This is a genomic window from Alistipes ihumii AP11 (assembly GCF_025144665.1).
GTDB classification, from domain to species: Bacteria; Bacteroidota; Bacteroidia; order Bacteroidales; family Rikenellaceae; genus Alistipes_A; species Alistipes_A ihumii.
The window spans coordinates 241,851-258,294 of the sequence record NZ_CP102294.1; the positions used below are offsets into that span (position 1 = coordinate 241,851).

Consider the following 16,444-nt stretch of genomic DNA (forward strand, 5'->3'; position numbering starts at 1 on the left):
AAATTCGCGAAGTGATGGAACGGGGACTCGAATTCTATATCATGCTGGCCGCCGTGGCGGTCGGCTCCTTGACGTGGCTCTACCGTAAAAGCAGCAAGATCTGGACAACGGTGCGCAAGCTGCGTCGGGCCTTCAAAGAGATCTGTCTCAATCCGAAATCGACGCTCGATGACGAACGGTGCCGCCAGCTGGCCGTCGGGGCGATGTACGCCTCTCAGCAGGGGGCGTGGCAGAATTCGCTGGAAACGGGAATCGTCGACGTGCTACCCGAAATTCTGGGCGACTGGTGGGGCATCGGCTCCGCCGAGGAGGCTCGCGGGCAGTTGGACTACCTCTGCGAAAAGGGATTCCGTTGCTGCTGGCCCACGGTGCTGGAGGCTTTCAATCTCGACGACCGGGACAGGCAGGATGCCCTGCTCCGGCGGCGGATGGCCACGCAGGAGGATTACGACAAAGTAACTTCGCAACTCGAAAATCTTCGGGAGACCTTCGACGAGCTTATGTCGTGCGGCGTCGTCGCCTCGCAAGAGGAGCTCGGGCGCTGCGGCGTGACGGGCTGGGATGCCGGGCGCATCGTCTTTCTGGCGCGTGCCTGCTGCGAGATGGGCTACCTCTCCGAGGAGGAGGCGTGGCGCTACATCGGCCGGGCCGACGCGTTGGCGCACGAAGCGTGCGGGTCGTGGCGCGAACTGGCGATGAGCTACCTCCTCGGTCGCTCGTTGTGGGGCGGCAAACGGGCTTACAACTCGGTGATGAAGAAGACGGCCGACGTTTTGCTGAGCGACCCGAAGAGCCCGTGGATGCGCTATTCATGGTAACGGCCGGAGACCGGACAAGCCGAAAAAGGCATGAAAGCCGCATTGAAATACCCGGTCTTCTATCTCGACCCCGCGGAACATACGGTCTATGTCTTCTGGCGGGAGGAGAACGTGACGACGCGCCGGCAACTCGCCGAGGCTGACGGTTGGGCCGGACAGGAGGCGGTCGACGCTTCCGGACGGCGGTATGTCATCCGCCGCTGTCGGGAGATCGGCCCGGCCGACCGACGCATGATCCGCTACGAAACCGACTTCGAGAAGACCGTTCGCGATTGTACACTCGGCGAACTGCAGGCGTGGATCGTCCGCGAATATCCCCGGTCGGAGTGGTTCGGGGAGTCGTGCTGGCGCAATACCTCCGATTTCCGGCGGGCGATCTTCCGTTGCCAAAGTTTCGAGGAGCTGGCTCGGATGTTTCGCTGCCGACCCGAGGAGGAACCCTCCGTCCGGCGCGACATCGTGCGCTTTCTGGCCGTATCACTCGTTATCGGGCTCGCCATCTGGCTGCTGGCCCGATACACGTAATCAAAATCTTACAAACCATGAAAATCCGACATCTAATCGCATCCGTCCTTTTGCTTGCGGCCTCGGGCTGTGCAACCTCCCGCCGCCTTGCGGAGATCGAACCGACCTTCGCAGCCACTGAATCGACCTGGCTGCACGGCTCGGAAGATGCCGATGTGGTGAACCGTCGTCTGAAGCCTATCGAACGTCCGCAGGTGCGTTTCGAGGTCGAACGGGCCGTGTGGCACGTCGATTCGGCCTGGGTGGTGGTCCGCGTGACGATTCCCCACCGCTCGATCCGCCGCAGCGAGTGTTTCAAAGCCATGAGCGTTCTTCAAGTCCCCGAGGGCATCATGGAACTGGGCGAACTGACACTCGACTCGGGCCATTTCACTCCCGATAAGGAAGATGAGGGCGTGGATGTGGCAACCCGTCCCGGACGGATGCAGAATCTTTATCTCTCGTGGCGCTTTGCTTGGGACGAGCGCATGCGCACGAATGCCTTCATCGCGGTCTTCCCAAGCTTGACCGACGGCCGCCACCTGTTCCGGTATCTGCCCCTGATGCTGCCGATCTTCTGGTGCGACGATTCGAAACAGGAGTTCTTTTGGCCGCAGTCGGCCGGGATTCCCGAAGAGACGCTGCTGGAGTGCTCGCCCTTCAAATCCGCTGTCGGACGATGACGGGAGGAGTCATCCGGGGAAGACTCGGACTGCTGTTCCCGCTGATACTCCGGACAGGAAATCTGCGGAGCGAAAAAGTTCCTGCAGGAATCCGGTTCGACCACGACCTCGTGCCGCACGGCGTCGCCCGGGTTGTCATGTCCGCGCCGCCGCACCGGAAAGCGACACAGTATGCTGCTATCTCTCGATCGAAGCTGGGCGGCCGCGTGCTCGGGGGGGGGGCGACTACGAGATACTGCTTTCCAGCAAACCGGCGCACAGACCGTACGCCGATGATCGTTACGAAAGAGGGTACGCTGCTGGCATGGATCCGAGGCACCTGTTCCGAGCAACGAGCCGCCGGCACGGTGACACACCGTGCCGGCATGTCTGTCGTTTCTCTCCCGCTGACAAGGGCGAATGCTGTTGTTTAATAAACTAAGCCTCTGTCAATTTAATTGATTGACAGAGGCTTAATATCGGTTTTTCGTGCTTAAAAATACACTAATATTCCTCCTCGTTGAAGAAGAAATCGTCCTTGCTCGGATAATCGGGCCATATGTCCTCGATGCTCTCGTAGATTTCGCCCTCGTCCTCGATTTCGTTCAGGTTTTCGATGACTTCGAGCGGAGCGCCCGAGCGGGTCGCGTAGTCGATCAGCTCGTCTTTGGTGGCCGGCCACGGCGCATCTTCGAGCTTAGAAGCCAACTCAAGTGTCCAGTACATATCGGTAAGTTTTTAATTGTTGTCGCGCGTTGGGGATTCAAGTTGTGCAAAAATAGAAATTTTTTCATTTATCGTACACCCAGTATGTCTCTTTTACGTGAAATTCGTCGGTCAGCTTACGCCCCAACGTGTAAAAGTAGTCCGATAGTCTGTTTAGGTATTGCATAACGCTTTGAGGAACGGAGTATTCTTCGGCGAGCGTCAGCGTCCGTCGCTCGCAGCGGCGGCAGACTGTCCGGCAGACGTGGCTGAGTGAGACGACCGGATGGCCGCCCGGCAGCGTGAACGTGGAGATCGGCCGGAGCGTCGCCTGCATGGCGTCGATCCTGCTTTCGAGGAATCCGACCTGATCGTCGCCCAGCGGAGGGAGATATTTGGGCGCGTCTCCTTCGGTGGCCAGATAGGAGGCCGCCCTCATCAGATGGTCGAGTATCCGGAGTAGGTCGTCGCGGTACGGTTTCATCGCCTCCGTGTCGGGCAGGTTGTCGCGGAGCAGGGCCGTCTGGGCCATCAGTTCGTCGACCGTGCCGTATGCTTCCAGTCGGGGGTGGTTTTTCGGAACGCGCTGCCCGCCTACGAGCGACGTGGTTCCCCGGTCTCCGGTTTTGGTGTATATTTTCATGGCAGTTCGTTTTTTGGGTTTCAGATTCTGTAGTGCTGGGGTTGCAGCTTGGGATTGAAAAAGTAGATCATCATGACCCGCCGGTCGACGCTCACGCAAGGGTAGTGCGTGCGGATCTGCTGCGCCATGCGCCATCTGCGTGCGTTGCGGTGAGGTGCCAGCAGGATCAGGCAATCGTCCTTTCCGGCGCTTTCCCGTACCTTTTCGACGATCGTCTCGGCCGATGCGTCGGGCATCAGTATGCAAAGATTGCGCCCTGCGCGAGCTTGAGAGCCGAGGCCGGGGACCAGCGTATGGCTTTCCATACGACAATGCGTGTACAGGTTCTGTATTTTGACGGCATGCTTGCGGCCGATGCACTCGCGCCGCAGCTCGTCGTACAGCCGCGTGTCGGGGCCGGTTATCTTGCTTTTCATGAATACGTTGCGGACGATTCCGTACATGAAGGGAGAATGGATGCCGTGTCCGCGCCAGTGCCTTACGTGGATATGGGCTCCGAGCCGGAAGTATCCCCTGAAGATGCGTTGTTTCGCTTTTTTGAACAGGTCCATGTCATATCGGTTGTGACGCCAGCAGCTCGCCGGCCAGATGCCCGGTGGAATAGGCGATTTGCAGGTTGTATCCTCCCGTGTCCGCATCGATGTCGAGCAGCTCGCCGGCCAGATAGAGTCCCCCGACCAGACGCGACTGCATCGTCTCCGGGTCGACTTCTTCGGTCGAGACTCCGCCGGCCGTTACGATCGCTTCCGAAAAAGGACGGTAGTCCGATACGGGGATGCGGAGGCTTTTCAGAATGCTTGCTATGCGTTCCCCGTCGCGTTTGTCGAGCGAGGCGAGGAGCTGTGACGGGGAGAGACGGCATGTCGCGGCGGCCAGCGGGATCAGTTGCGGAGGCAGGAGCCTGCGCAGGAGTTGACGAATCTCGGCTTGCGGTCCCAGCGACCCGATTTCGCGGGCGATCCGGTCCGCGAGCTTGGACCGGTCGAGCGCCGGCTTCAGGTCGATCTCCAGCTCGACACGGCATTCCTCGATCAGCGCGTCGACCGCCCGGCGGCTCATTCGCAGCACGATCGGTCCGCTCAGAAAGGGGGTAAACTCCAGCTCTCCGAACTCTTGTTGCGTCGTTTCGCCGTCGACGACCAGTTTCGCCGCTACATTGCGCAGCGCGAGTCCTTTCAGTCGGTCCGTTTCCGGCAGACCCGACACGAGCGGAGTCAGCGAGGGCCGGATTTCGACGATCGTGTGACCGAGTTTGTGAGCGAGCAGATAGCCGTCGCCGGAAGAACCGGTAGCCGGATAGGAAGCTCCGCCCGTAGCCAGCAGGACGTTCGGCGCTGCGATTCTCTCCGTTCCCTGAGGAGTTTGCACGGTCGCTCCCGCGATCCGCCCTCCGTCCGTGTGGATTTCCCTGACGCGTGTCAGGCAGGCGATCTCCGCTCCCTGCCGGCGGCACCAGCCGATATGCGCTTCGGCCACGTCCCACGCTTTCCCGCTCGCGGGAAAAACCCGTTTTCCCCGCTCGACGGAAAGCGGCACGCCGATGCGGCGGAAAAACTCGACCGTCTCGGCGTTCGAGAAACGACGCAGGGCCGGTGCGAAGAATTCGGCCGAACGGCGGATCTTTTTCAGAAACTCAGCCTCGGAGCGCATGTTGGTCAGGTTGCAGCGGCCTTTCCCCGAGATGCGGACCTTGCGTTGGGGTTTTTCCATCCGCTCGCACAGCAGGACTTTCCGTCCCGCCGAGGCTGCGACTCCGGCCGCCATGATTCCTGCCGCGCCGCCGCCCGCTATGATCAGATCGTAATGTCTCACAAGGCTGAAAATTTCCAGCAAAGATAAAAATTCCGGAGGCGTTTTTTTCGCTTTCCCGAAAAAATCCTTAGCTTTGCGCTCCGCTAAGTTCTAAGAGAAGATGTTAAGCAGAAGATTACTCAGAATCAAGGCCGTCAAGGCGCTCTATTCTCATTTCAAGTCGGAGTCGGATTCGCTGATCGTTTCGGAAAAGAATCTTATGCTGAGCATCGACAAGACCTACGAGCTCTATCACCAGATGCTGTGGCTTGTCGTCGAGGTCGCAAATTACGCCGAGAATCGGATCGAACTGGGCCGCCGCAAGCATCTGCCCACACCCGAGGAACTGAACCCCAATACCAAATTCGTCGATAACCGCGTGGTGGCGGCGTTGAGAGAGAGCGATGCGCTCACCGACTATCTGCAGCGCAAGAAGCTCGGGTGGGTGCAGGCGCCGGAGCTTGTCAAGAAGCTGTACCATGCCATGGTGGAGAGCGACTATTACCGAAAGTACATGGATGCTCCTGCGCGTTCGTTCAAGGAGGATGTCAGACTGGTCGAGAGTTTTTATACGCGGACTGTCGGCGAGAGCGAGGCGCTGGAGGAGGCGCTGGAGGAGCAATCGATCCTGTGGGCCGACGATGCCGATTTCGCCGTAATCATGGTGCTGCGTACGTTGGACGACATGCGGGCTTCCCAGACCGATGTGCCGTTGCTCCCCCAGTACAAGAGCGAAGACGATGCCGCTTTCGTCAAGGAGCTGTTTCGCAAGACGCTGGTGGGTTACGGCGAGTACATCGGCTATATCGACAAGTATACGAGCAACTGGGATGTCGAGCGTATCGCTTTCATGGACAATCTGATCATGGCGGCCGCGACGGCGGAATTGCTGTCGTTCCCCTCGATTCCGATCAAGGTAACGCTCGACGAGTACATCGAGATAGCCAAGTATTACAGTACGCCCGGCAGCAGCGTCTTCATCAATGGCGTGCTGGACAAGATCGTCGAGGAGCTGACCGCCGAGGGACGCATTCGGAAGTCCGGACGCGGCCTGCTCGAGCAGTAGCGGAGTGGCACCGAAGTTGCTCTCCGGCCGATGTTCCGTAAAAATCGCAAGGTAGGATGACAAAGTCGATTCTTTTTCTCGTGGCGGTCGTTTGTGCCGTCGGCTGCGTGGACCGCACGTCTCTGAACGACGGTACCCGCGAGGCCGTTGCATCGAGAACGATTCTGCTTGCAGACTCGATGTCGCGCGATACGGTCGATCTGGGACGCATGCGTCAAGGCGAGATCGTCCGGCAGCGTCTGCTGCTCGAGAACGGATACCGGGAACCTATGGTGATCCTGTCCGTCTCGACGAGTTGCGGCTGCACGTCGGCCGAGTTCGACCGACATCCCGTACAGCCCGGAGCCCTTTCCGATTTTTCGTTCGAGTTCGACAGCAAGGGATTCGCGGGCGATCAGATCAAGCATATCACGCTGCGCACATCGGCTTCTCCGAAGCCGTTCACGATCGTCGTAACGGGCTGTGTGGCCCGGTAATCTTTCGGACAGACGAATGAAACCGAATTTACCTTTCCTGCGCGTTGGTAAATCCGAATTATCGCTTAACTTTGCAAGAAACAATTTATAATACTTGATGAATATGGATTTGATGACAGTTATGCTTCAAGCTGCCGCTCCTGCCGGCGGAGGAAGCGCCTCTTTTCTGATTATGATGGTGCTGATTTTCGCCGTGATGTATTTCTTTATGATCCGTCCTCAGCAGAAGCGTCAGAAAGAGCTGGTGAAATTCCGCAACGCGCTCGAGAAAGGGCAGAAAATCATAACGGCCGGCGGTATCTACGGTACGATCAAAGAGGTGAAGGAGACTTACGTTCTGGTCGAAGTCGATAGCAACGTGGCTATCCGGGTCGACAAGAACATGGTGATGAAAGATCCGTCCGATCTGGCCGCTCAGGCCAAATAGGCTCGGCGGGGCAAAAGCGACGAGAGGCGACTTGCGGATCGAGCGATCGACGAGGGCCTCTGCGTACGGAATACGTAATTTCGGCGATGCTGCGATTTTCGTAGCATCGCTGTTTTTTGCGCGTCGGACCGCGTTCCGTGCGGGAGCTCCGACGAGGCGCGTTCGCCGGGCAGTAATATGGAATCCCGTCCGCTCGGGAGTTTCGCCTCTGTTAGCGGAAGGCAAGGGGCGGATGGTTGCTCTTCTAAGGTCGGAACGGTACATCCGCTGATCCTTGTTGCGAAAGAGCGAGGCCGGGTAGGTCGGAATAGCGCTGTGTGCGGGACGGGCATGATCCGGAAGGGAAACCGTTTCCCAGTCGCTCAGACGCCGAACAGAAATGGGAAAGGCTCGCTTTCCCGGAACTCCCCGGCCGCATTCCCTGCGTAGATTTCCCCTCCGGTGAGCGACAGTTTCTTGACCGGAGCTCCGGAGGAAAAATCGAGTCCTTTCAGGTCGATCCAGAAAATATCGGGGCTGAGGGTCGATTCGAAAAAGTAGACGCGGTTTTTCTGGTCCGATACGGTCCTCCAGCGGGTGGAGGCGATATAGGGCCTTTCGGGCAGGGATATGCCGAGCGGGACCGAAACGTTGCGCATTACGCTGAAAACGGCGGCTACGGCCGTGCGCGGGTCGGCCGTCTGCTCTACGGCATTGATATAGAACGAGGCCCGGACGAAACGGTCGGTCGCCCGGTTCGTTCCCGGAAGCATGACCAGACCGCCGATCTGCTCCCAATAGTCGTTCAGCGTGATTTGTTTGTCGTAGGTGGGCGAGTTAGTCATCACCTGACATTGCCGTCCGTGATGTACGATCAGCTTTCCCTCGATGTATTCGAAGATGGCGCTGTTGCCGGTCGTGTCCGATATCGACAAGTGAAGCGTCGACCGGCTCCCGTTCGGCAGGTCGGGCGCGTCGATGCGGAACTCGTCCCGGCTCAGCGCGGCGACGGCCTCGTCGACCGTGGCGAAGTTGTCGAGCACATACTGGGTCCAGATGCTCAGGCCCATCACCGGGCGGTCGTCGTTCGGCCGCGTGTACGACGACTCGGTCAGAAACAGCAGATTGGCCACGAGTCCCCGCTCGTTCATGCCGTCGCAAGTGCCGATGTCGTATCCGGCCGTGACGACGCTGCCGTAGCGGGAGGTCCACCGGACCGAATGCTCGCCGAGACCGCCCTTTTTATGCATGCCTCGCGGAAACAGGTAGATGTTCGACTGAGGGTCTTCCTTCCAATCCATCGTGCGGCCGGTGACGATCATGCCGTCGGGACCCAGATATACGGCTCTCGTGCAGGCTTCCGAACGGGCCGGGACGAACAGAGCCCCGGCAGCGGCCGCAAAAGCGATCATAAAGGCTGCGGCGCTCGGGCCGCGGCGTTTGGACGGAGTATGAAACGAATCGATGTATGACATGGCAAGGCGTTTTGGCTTGCCGGAGAAAAAATCCCGGCGAAGATCGATGATCTGTTCGCTGTCAAATATCGTACCCGTTCGTCGTCCCGGCGACTCCGGATGCCATTGGGCCGAATCGGAATACGCGTTTGCCGGAAATCGGGCAGGTGTGTCGCGGTAAGGGATAAACGCGGCTGCCTGAATTTTAACGTATAGCAAGCGAGCCCCGCGAGGGATAGAATAACCGTCGCGGGGCTCGCTTACCATTGGACTTTCGGAGAACGTCGGGCGTCTCGCTGCGGAAACAACGGTTCTATTCCGCGTCTTGCGTTTTCCCGTCCGCTTGCTCGTCGTCCTTGAAGTCGGTCATTCCCGCTTCCAAAAGCAGGTTGTACCACAGTGCCACTTTCTTGATATCCGATACGTGCACGCGGTCGCGGTCGTATTCGGGAAGGGCTTCGGCGAAGAATTTTTTCAAATCTTCCGGAGCGGATTTGTGGCTCAGGACGGGCTGGCCGGCATGCTTGTCGTAAATCTGTTGGAATACCTGCGCCAGCGGAGCGTCGTCGTTCTCGGTGAAAATGGCGATTTCTCCCAGCGAGCTGACCTTGGCGGATGCCGAGGCGCAGGAGCGGACGCCGCTGCCGAGTTGCTCGACGATGATGCCGTTCTTGCTCTGCGCGACGAACTTGTACAGCCCGCTTTGTCCCGAAATAGCCAGTATCTCTTTCAGTTTCATAGTCGTAAAGGTTTAAATCCGGAGCAAATATAGCAAAATATGCCGTAGGCGCTTGCGTGTCGGCCGATTTTTGTTCCGTCCGGTCCGATCATGCTATATAGATTTTATCTAAACGTTAAAATTAGGAAATTTCTGTATTTTTTTCTAAAATTGCAAATTGGAAAAGTCCGAAAATGAGCGGCCGGACCGGCGTGTGCGCATGGCGTGCCGGGAGACGGCGGGAGTTTTCCTGCATAACGAATATCGAACCCACTGATGTAAAGAAGGTGCGGCGGATCGCGGAGGCGGTCGGGTCGCTCGAAATCAAAAAAACAGAGAGAAGAACCGATGAAAGTGTTGAAGTTTGGCGGATCGTCCGTAGGTTCCGCAGAAGGATTGTCACAGGTGAAGAAGGTGGTCGGAGCATGTACGGAGGACGCGATCGTCGTCGTATCGGCTTTGGGCGGCATAACCGACCAGCTTTTGCAGACGGCCCGGACGGCCGCTGCGGGCGATGACGGCTATGCCGCTTCGTTGGCGGAAATGGTCGCGCGGCATTACGGGTTGGCCGATACGGTCGTGCTGAAGGAGAACCTGCCGTCGGTTCGCGAGCAAATCGGCCGCCTGCTCGACGAGCTCTCCAATATTTTCAAAGGAGTCTATCTGATCAAGGACCTTTCGCCGAAAACGACCGACGCGATCGTCAGCTATGGCGAGCGGCTTTCATCGGTGATCGTTTGCGGAGCACTTCCCGGAGCGGTCCGTTACGATGCGCGCCGGTTCGTCAAGACGAAGCCCTATTTCGGGCGGCATATCGTCGACTTCGCATCGACCGAGGAACTGATCCGCGAGACGTTCCGGCAGATGCCGCACACGGTGGTCGTGCCCGGCTTCATCGCGAGCGATCTGGCGAGCGGGGACGCTACGAACCTCGGCCGAGGAGGTTCGGACTATACGGCGGCGATTCTCGCCTCGACCCTCGATGCCGCGATGCTCGAAATCTGGACCGACGTCGACGGTTTCATGACCGCCGACCCGAAAGTGATCAACAACGCCTACGTGATCGAGCGTCTGAGCTATGTCGAGGCGATGGAGCTGTGCAATTTCGGCGCGAAGGTGATCTATCCGCCGACGATTTTCCCCGCCTACCACAAGAATATTCCGATCGTCATCAGGAATACGTTCAATCTCGATTCGCCCGGCACGTTCATCTCGCGCGAGCATGTGAAGGACCCCAGCCGGGCGATCAAGGGGATTTCGTCGATCAACGACACCTGCCTGATTACGATTCAGGGACTGGGCATGGTCGGCGTGATCGGCGTCAATTACAGGATATTCAAGACGCTGGCCAAATCGGGCATCAGCGTGTTCTTCGTCTCGCAGGCGGCTTCCGAGAATACGACGTCGATAGGCGTCCGCAACGCCGACGCTGCGGTGGCGGTCGAAGTGCTCTCGGCCGAGTTCGCTCAGGAAATCGCCATGGGAGAGATCAACCGGATCAAGCAGGAGCCCAATCTGGCCACGATCGCGATCGTGGGCGAGAACATGAAGCATACGCCCGGCATCGCGGGACGGCTTTTCGGTACGCTGGGGCGCAACGGCATCAATGTGATCGCCTGCGCTCAGGGCGCGTCGGAGACCAACATTTCGTTCGTCGTCTCGCTCGAGAGCTTGCGCAAGTCGCTCAACGTGATCCATGATTCGTTCTTTCTGTCGGACTATCAGGTGCTCAATATTTTCATCGCCGGCGTCGGGCTCGTGGGCAGCAATCTGCTCGAGCAGATACGGTTGCAGCAGCAGACACTGATGAAGAACAACTCGCTGCAAATCCGCGTCGTCGGGGCGACCAACTCCCGGCGCTTCGTCGTCAACCGCGACGGACTCGACCTGACGACTTACAAGCAGGAGCTGGAGCATTCCCGGAACGAATCGTCGCCCGAGCGTTTCCGCGACGAGATTCTGAGGATGAACATCTTCAACTCGGTTTTCGTCGATTGTACGGCGAGCGCCGAAGTGGCCGGAATCTACAAGGATCTGCTCGAGCACAACGTGTCGGTCGTGGCGGCCAACAAGATCGCCGCCTCGTCGTCCTACGAGCGTTATGCCGAGCTCAAGTCGATCGCGCGCAAGCGGGGCGTCAAGTTTCTTTTCGAAACGAACGTGGGCGCCGGCCTGCCGATCATCAACACGATCAGCGATCTGATCAACAGCGGTGACCGCATTATCAAGATCGAGGCGGTCGTGTCGGGTACGCTGAACTTCATTTTCAACGAGATGAGCGCGACCGTTCCGATGAGCCGGGCGATCCGTATGGCGCAGGAGGCCGGATACGCCGAGCCCGATCCGAGGGTCGATCTGAGCGGTACGGACGTGATCCGCAAGCTCGTGATCCTGTCGCGCGAGGCGGGTTACCGCGTCGAGCAGGCCGATGTCAAGAAAGAGTTGTTCATTCCCGAGAAGTATTTCGAGGGGTCGGTCGAGGAGTTCTGGCGCCGGATTCCCGAGGTGGACGCCGATTTCGAGCAGCGCCGCCGGAGGCTGGAAGCCGCCGGGTTGCGCTGGCGTTTCGTGGCCTGCATGGAGAACGGCCGGACCGAAGTATCGCTGCGCGAGGTGGATAGCGAGAGTCCTTTCTATCACTTGGCCGGCAGCAACAACGTGATTCTGCTGACGACCGAGCGGTACAAGGAGTACCCGATGCAAATCAAGGGCTACGGAGCCGGGGCGAGCGTGACTGCTGCCGGCGTGTTCGCCGATATCATCAGCATCGCCAATATCCGGTAAGCTCCTGCTCCGGCGGCGTGATTGCGGCCGGACGATTCTTCGATTCCGACTGCCGGAAAGAGAGAAGACGGAGGCGGCCTTCGCTGCGGGACGGGAGTCTTTCGCGTACGGTGAGACCGGGGGCGAGGACGATATGAGGCGCAGAGCATTGTCGGAGGAGAGGCTTTGGAAAAGACAATAAACGAGTTGCAGATGAAATACATCATTATTCTGGGAGACGGCATGGCGGACGAGCCGATCGGCTCTTTGGGGGGGAGAACGCCTCTTCAGGCCGCCTGCAAGCCGTCGATCGACCGGGTCGCGGCGTTGGGGCGGAGCGGAATGCTCGCCACGGTTCCTGCCGGGTTCGCTCCCGGCAGCGAGATCGCCAACCTTTCTGTTCTGGGATACGACCTGCCGAAAGTGTTCGAGGGGCGCGGTTCGCTCGAAGCGGCCAGCATGGGCGTGCGGATCGAGGACGGCGAGATGGCCATGCGCTGCAATCTGCTGACGATCGAGCAGGGACGGATCAAAAACCATTCGGCCGGGCATATTACCAGCGAGGAGGCCGCCGAGCTGATCGTTTTTCTCCAGAAGGAGCTGGGCGGCGGGGACGCTAATTTTTTTCCCGGCGTGTCCTATCGTCATCTGCTGAAGCTCAAGGGCGGCGACAAGCGGATTGCGACGACGCCTCCTCACGACGTGCCGGGGACTCCGTACCGGGATGTGCTGGTCCGGGCCTTGGTCCCCGAAGCCGAGGCGACGGCCGTCCGCATCAACGAGTTGGTCGAGCGTTCGCAGGAGTTACTGAAGGATCATCCGGTCAACCGGGCCCGAGTGGCGGCCGGCAAGGAGCCTGCCAACAGCATTTGGCCCTGGTCGCCGGGTTACCGTCCGCGAATGGAAACGCTGATGCAGCGTTACGGCATCCGTGACGGAGTCGTGATTTCGGCCGTCGACCTGATCAAGGGTATCGGCGTTTATGCCGGCCTGAAGCCGGTCGACGTCGAGGGGGCGACCGGGCTGTATACGACCAATTACGAAGGCAAGGCACGGGCCGCGCTCGATGCGCTGCGCACGCACGATTTCGTTTTTCTGCATATCGAGGCGAGCGACGAGGCCGGACACGAGGGCGATGCCGAGCTGAAGGTCCGGACGATCGAGTACCTCGACTCGCGGGTCGTGAAGACGATTCTCGATGAGATATCCGGCTGGGACGAGCCCGTGTCGATGGCCATTCTGCCCGATCATCCGACGCCCTGCGCCCTGCGGACGCATACGGCCAAGCCGGTACCGTTCACGATTTACCGTACCGGTGTGTCGGGCGACGGCGTGCAGCGTTTCGACGAGCGGTCCGCGCAGGAGGGCAGTTACGGAAACCTGTCGGGCGACGAGTTTATGAATTTGTTTATCGACGGCGACTGATAGCGCGCACGCTCGGTTGCCGGATCGACCGGCCGCCTCGGCGCGTTCGGATAGCCGGCCGGAACGGTCCGGATATTTCAATAGAAAACAGATGAATTACTACAGTACCAACCGCCGTGCCGCGGAAGCCTCGCTCAAGGAGGCCGTCGTGCGCGGACTGGCCCCGGACAGGGGGCTCTACATGCCCGGGCGCATCGAGCGTTTGCCCGAGTCGTTTTTCCGCGAGATGCCGGGCCTTTCTTTCGTACAGATCGCCTGCCGCGTGGCCGAGGCGTTCTTCGGCGAGGATGTCGATGCGGACGCTTTGCAGCGCATAGTGACCGATACGCTGAGTTTCGACGCGCCGGTGGTCCGGGTCGAGGACCGCGTCTGGTCTTTGGAACTTTTTCACGGACCGACGCTGGCGTTCAAGGATGTCGGCGGCCGTTTCATGGCCCGCATGCTTTCCTATTTTCTCGGGCGCGGGGGAGACCGCGTCACGGTACTGGTCGCCACGTCGGGCGATACGGGCAGCGCCGTAGCCAACGGGTTTCTGGACGTGGAGGGTATCGACGTAGTCGTACTCTATCCGAAAGGGAAGGTCAGCGAGATTCAGGAGAAGCAGTTCACGACGCTGGGTCGTAACATTACGGCGCTCGAGATCGACGGCACGTTCGACGATTGTCAGCGGCTGGTCAAGGCCGCGTTTATGGACCGGGAGCTCGGCGAGCGCCTTTCGCTGACCTCGGCTAATTCGATCAACGTCGCGCGCTTTCTGCCGCAGGCGTTCTACTATTTCAACGCCTATGCCCGGCTGCGCGAGGCCGGCCTGTCGGGACCGATCGTCGTCAGCGTGCCGAGCGGCAATTTCGGCAATCTGACGGCGGGACTGTTCGCCAAAAGGATGGGATTGCCAGTGAAGCGGTTCATTGCGGCCAATAACCGGAACGATATTTTCTATCACTATTTGCAGACGGGAAATTACGAGCCCCGGCCGTCGGTCGCTACGATCGCCAATGCGATGGACGTAGGCGATCCGAGCAATTTCGCCCGCATACTCGACTTGTACGGCCGTTCTCTCGAAGCGATCCGGGCCGACATATCCGCTGCCCGCTACGACGACGAGCAGATTTGCCGGGCGATTGCCGAGACGCTTGAGCGGACGGGGTATTTGCTCGATCCGCACGGGGCATGCGGTTACCTCGCTTTGTGCGAAGGGCTGCGCGAGGACGAGACGGGAGTCTTTCTCGAAACGGCGCATCCGGCCAAGTTCCGCGACCGCGTGGAGCCGGTTATCGGCCGGAGCATCGAAATTCCGGCTCGCCTCGCCGAGTTCATGAGAGGGAAGAAGCTGTCGGTCGAGTTACCGGCCGATTTTGAAACTTTCAAAAAATACCTGATCGGGGAATCGGATATTTAACCCATTGTTGATCAGGGCTGTTGAAACGGTTCGAGCAGAAAGGGAGGGCCTTGGAAATATCGCTGTTAATTCTTAACTTGGCGAAAGTAAGTATTAATCCATTTCGTCATGGGTCGTTTGTGCATCTTTCTTTTCCTGTCCTTTCTGTCGGTATCGGCCGCTTCCGGGTCAAAACGGATTCAACCTTGAAGCAAGAATCCTCTTTACTGGCAGTACAAAAAACGGCCGGTCCTTTTGTTGGGAGCTTCCGGTAATGACAATTTGTTCCAAAGTCCGAATCTTGAAACCCATCTCGATTCTCTGATTGCCGCAGGGGGCAATTACGTACGCAATACGATGAGCGACCGGGATGCGGGGGACGTAAGGGCCTATGAAAGGATGTCCGACGGCAGGTACGATTTGAACCGGTGGAATCCCGAGTATTGGGAAAGGTTCGAACGATTGCTCCGTTATACTCGAAAGCGGGACGTTATCGTCCAAATCGAGATTTGGGATCGTTTCGATCATTCCCAGCGATTTTGGGACAGCGACCCGTATAACCCCAAAAACAATGTGAATTACACGTCCGCCGAGTCCGGGCTCGCCGAGTCGTATCCGTTTCATCCTGGCCTGAATCGGCAACCGTTCTTTTTCAGCGTACCCGCGCTGGACGACAATGCCGTTCTGCTCGCATATCAGCAGGCGTTCGTTCGCAAACTGCTCGACATTTCGCTGAAATATCCCCATGTGCTTTACTGCATTGACAACGAAACGAGCGGACGGGAGGAGTGGTCCGCGTATTGGGCCGCTTTCATCCGCGAGGCCGCCGGCGATAGGACGGTCTGCCTGACCGAAATGTGGGACGACTGGAATATGCGCTCGGCCATGCACAAACAAACGCTGGATTATCCTGCACGGTATGATTTTGTGGATATTTCGCAAAATGCGCATGCTCAAGGCGATGCCAATTGGGACGGCATCCTTTATGTCCGCGAGTATGTCCGGCAGTCGCCCCGGCCCTTGAATAGCGTGAAGATCTACGGTAGCGGTGCCCGAACGCACGGAGGAGATTCGGAACATGCGGTCGCTACGTTCTGCCGAAATGTGTTGGGAGGACTGGCCTCGAGTCGTTTCCATCGTCCGCCGGCCGGGTTGGGACTTTGCGAGATTTCGATGCATTGTATCGGTACGATCCGCCAGATCGAGCGATGCGTCCGCTTTTGGGACCTCCGTCCGCGGAAAGCCGTCCGCGAGGGTGTGTATTCGTCCCGTGCCGCCAATGGGATCGAGGTGGTGTTTTTTTCGCTCGGCGTGCCCGTGATCTATCGTCCGGCGGATTCGGGACGGAGTTTCGAAGTGCGCTGGTTCGATGCAGCTTCCGGTGCACAGACGACGGAGAAGGTGGTCGTCGGCGCGGACGGAGTGGACCTGAAGCCGCCTTATCCGCGAAATTGTTTCGCTGTGCTCATTCCTGTCTGATGGGCACACGGCTTCCGTTATTTCGATGAATCCTACTCAGTGTAAGTAGCCGTCGCCGACAAAAGTCGAAACGGGGTATGTTACGGACGGAAAAGTCCCTGTAGCGGCGGACGGATTTAAAAAGCAAAAAACTGCAGGAAAATCCTGCAGTTCTCG

Annotated in this window: 16 protein-coding genes; 10 read left to right on the plus strand and 6 right to left on the minus strand. The window is 58.7% G+C overall.

Annotated features, from left to right (window positions below; translation table 11 throughout):
• The first annotated feature begins 14 nt into the window (after window positions 1-14).
• The 3 genes from NQ491_RS00985 to NQ491_RS00995 are packed head-to-tail and all read left to right on the plus strand — an operon-like array spanning window position 15 to window position 2,005.
• Window positions 15-818, plus strand: a complete 804-nt coding sequence (locus NQ491_RS00985; protein ID WP_019245227.1) for a DUF1266 domain-containing protein — start codon at window positions 15-17, stop codon at window positions 816-818.
• A gap of 30 nt (window positions 819-848) precedes the next feature.
• Window positions 849-1,343: a hypothetical protein gene (locus tag NQ491_RS00990; RefSeq protein WP_019245226.1), complete on the plus strand. Its 495-nt coding sequence runs from the start codon at window positions 849-851 to the stop codon at window positions 1,341-1,343.
• 17 nt (window positions 1,344-1,360) lie between these two features.
• Entirely contained in the window at window positions 1,361-2,005 is a 645-nt protein-coding gene (locus tag NQ491_RS00995; protein ID WP_147524868.1) for a hypothetical protein, read from the plus strand.
• 483 nt (window positions 2,006-2,488) lie between these two features.
• Here the strand turns inward: NQ491_RS00995 and NQ491_RS01000 are convergent, their stop codons facing one another.
• The 4 genes from NQ491_RS01000 to NQ491_RS01015 all read right to left on the minus strand — a co-directional run bounded on the left by NQ491_RS01000 (window position 2,489) and on the right by NQ491_RS01015 (window position 5,144).
• Window positions 2,489-2,710 (minus strand): DUF2795 domain-containing protein, encoded by a 222-nt coding sequence (locus tag NQ491_RS01000; protein WP_026089545.1) that lies wholly within the window; start codon window positions 2,708-2,710, stop codon window positions 2,489-2,491.
• A 64-nt stretch (window positions 2,711-2,774) separates the two neighbouring features.
• Entirely contained in the window at window positions 2,775-3,332 is a 558-nt protein-coding gene (locus NQ491_RS01005; protein ID WP_019245222.1) for a cob(I)yrinic acid a,c-diamide adenosyltransferase, read from the minus strand.
• Between the two features lie 20 nt (window positions 3,333-3,352).
• Window positions 3,353-3,883 (minus strand): hypothetical protein, encoded by a 531-nt coding sequence (locus NQ491_RS01010; RefSeq protein ID WP_019245221.1) that lies wholly within the window; start codon window positions 3,881-3,883, stop codon window positions 3,353-3,355.
• Window position 3,884: 1 nt separating this feature from the next.
• On the minus strand, window positions 3,885-5,144 hold the full coding sequence (locus tag NQ491_RS01015; protein WP_147524867.1) for a BaiN/RdsA family NAD(P)/FAD-dependent oxidoreductase: 1,260 nt from the start codon (window positions 5,142-5,144) through the stop codon (window positions 3,885-3,887).
• Window positions 5,145-5,244: 100 nt separating this feature from the next.
• Between NQ491_RS01015 and NQ491_RS01020 the strand changes: the two genes are divergently transcribed.
• The 3 genes from NQ491_RS01020 (at window position 5,245) to yajC (ending at window position 7,092) form a co-directional block, all read left to right on the plus strand.
• The gene (locus tag NQ491_RS01020; protein WP_019245219.1) at window positions 5,245-6,189 is read left to right on the plus strand and encodes a transcription antitermination protein NusB; all 945 of its coding nucleotides are present in this window, start codon (window positions 5,245-5,247) and stop codon (window positions 6,187-6,189) included.
• A 56-nt stretch (window positions 6,190-6,245) separates the two neighbouring features.
• Window positions 6,246-6,665 (plus strand): DUF1573 domain-containing protein, encoded by a 420-nt coding sequence (locus tag NQ491_RS01025; protein WP_019245218.1) that lies wholly within the window; start codon window positions 6,246-6,248, stop codon window positions 6,663-6,665.
• Between the two features lie 103 nt (window positions 6,666-6,768).
• Window positions 6,769-7,092, plus strand: a complete 324-nt coding sequence (gene yajC / locus NQ491_RS01030) for a preprotein translocase subunit YajC (protein WP_026089544.1) — start codon at window positions 6,769-6,771, stop codon at window positions 7,090-7,092.
• 362 nt (window positions 7,093-7,454) lie between these two features.
• Here yajC and NQ491_RS01035 read toward each other — a convergent pair whose 3' ends face one another.
• Both NQ491_RS01035 and NQ491_RS01040 read right to left on the minus strand, forming a co-directional pair.
• Complete coding sequence (locus NQ491_RS01035) at window positions 7,455-8,483, minus strand: linear amide C-N hydrolase (RefSeq protein ID WP_026089543.1); 1,029 nt, start codon at window positions 8,481-8,483, stop codon at window positions 7,455-7,457.
• Between the two features lie 355 nt (window positions 8,484-8,838).
• Window positions 8,839-9,264: a DUF5606 family protein gene (locus tag NQ491_RS01040; RefSeq protein ID WP_019245215.1), complete on the minus strand. Its 426-nt coding sequence runs from the start codon at window positions 9,262-9,264 to the stop codon at window positions 8,839-8,841.
• 327 nt (window positions 9,265-9,591) lie between these two features.
• On the opposite strand from NQ491_RS01040, the gene thrA reads away from it, so the two are divergent.
• The 4 genes from thrA (at window position 9,592) to NQ491_RS01060 (ending at window position 16,288) form a co-directional block, all read left to right on the plus strand.
• The gene (thrA, locus tag NQ491_RS01045; RefSeq protein WP_026089542.1) at window positions 9,592-12,027 is read left to right on the plus strand and encodes a bifunctional aspartate kinase/homoserine dehydrogenase I; all 2,436 of its coding nucleotides are present in this window, start codon (window positions 9,592-9,594) and stop codon (window positions 12,025-12,027) included.
• Window positions 12,028-12,219: 192 nt separating this feature from the next.
• Window positions 12,220-13,431, plus strand: a complete 1,212-nt coding sequence (locus tag NQ491_RS01050) for a cofactor-independent phosphoglycerate mutase (RefSeq protein WP_019245213.1) — start codon at window positions 12,220-12,222, stop codon at window positions 13,429-13,431.
• Window positions 13,432-13,522: 91 nt separating this feature from the next.
• Window positions 13,523-14,830 (plus strand): threonine synthase, encoded by a 1,308-nt coding sequence (thrC, locus tag NQ491_RS01055; protein ID WP_019245212.1) that lies wholly within the window; start codon window positions 13,523-13,525, stop codon window positions 14,828-14,830.
• Window positions 14,831-15,166: 336 nt separating this feature from the next.
• Window positions 15,167-16,288: a hypothetical protein gene (locus tag NQ491_RS01060; protein ID WP_019245211.1), complete on the plus strand. Its 1,122-nt coding sequence runs from the start codon at window positions 15,167-15,169 to the stop codon at window positions 16,286-16,288.
• The last annotated feature ends 156 nt before the right edge of the window (window positions 16,289-16,444 follow it).

Excerpts from the sequence above, each read along its gene's own strand:
- NQ491_RS01025 (WP_019245218.1), top strand. The coding sequence starts at position 6,246 with ATGACAAAGTCGATTCTTTTTCTCGTGGCGGTCGTTTGTGCCGTCGGC.
- NQ491_RS01010 (WP_019245221.1), bottom strand. The coding sequence starts at position 3,883 with ATGGACCTGTTCAAAAAAGCGAAACAACGCATCTTCAGGGGATACTTC.
- NQ491_RS01000 (WP_026089545.1), bottom strand. The coding sequence starts at position 2,710 with ATGTACTGGACACTTGAGTTGGCTTCTAAGCTCGAAGATGCGCCGTGG.
- NQ491_RS01060 (WP_019245211.1), top strand. The coding sequence starts at position 15,167 with ATGAGCGACCGGGATGCGGGGGACGTAAGGGCCTATGAAAGGATGTCC.
- NQ491_RS00995 (WP_147524868.1), top strand. The coding sequence starts at position 1,361 with ATGAAAATCCGACATCTAATCGCATCCGTCCTTTTGCTTGCGGCCTCG.
- yajC (WP_026089544.1), top strand. The coding sequence starts at position 6,769 with ATGGATTTGATGACAGTTATGCTTCAAGCTGCCGCTCCTGCCGGCGGA.
- NQ491_RS00985 (WP_019245227.1), top strand. The coding sequence starts at position 15 with ATGGAACGGGGACTCGAATTCTATATCATGCTGGCCGCCGTGGCGGTC.
- thrC (WP_019245212.1), top strand. The coding sequence starts at position 13,523 with ATGAATTACTACAGTACCAACCGCCGTGCCGCGGAAGCCTCGCTCAAG.
- thrA (WP_026089542.1), top strand. The coding sequence starts at position 9,592 with ATGAAAGTGTTGAAGTTTGGCGGATCGTCCGTAGGTTCCGCAGAAGGA.
- NQ491_RS01005 (WP_019245222.1), bottom strand. The coding sequence starts at position 3,332 with ATGAAAATATACACCAAAACCGGAGACCGGGGAACCACGTCGCTCGTA.
- NQ491_RS01040 (WP_019245215.1), bottom strand. The coding sequence starts at position 9,264 with ATGAAACTGAAAGAGATACTGGCTATTTCGGGACAAAGCGGGCTGTAC.
- NQ491_RS01050 (WP_019245213.1), top strand. The coding sequence starts at position 12,220 with ATGAAATACATCATTATTCTGGGAGACGGCATGGCGGACGAGCCGATC.
- NQ491_RS00990 (WP_019245226.1), top strand. The coding sequence starts at position 849 with ATGAAAGCCGCATTGAAATACCCGGTCTTCTATCTCGACCCCGCGGAA.
- NQ491_RS01020 (WP_019245219.1), top strand. The coding sequence starts at position 5,245 with ATGTTAAGCAGAAGATTACTCAGAATCAAGGCCGTCAAGGCGCTCTAT.
- NQ491_RS01035 (WP_026089543.1), bottom strand. The coding sequence starts at position 8,483 with ATGATCGCTTTTGCGGCCGCTGCCGGGGCTCTGTTCGTCCCGGCCCGT.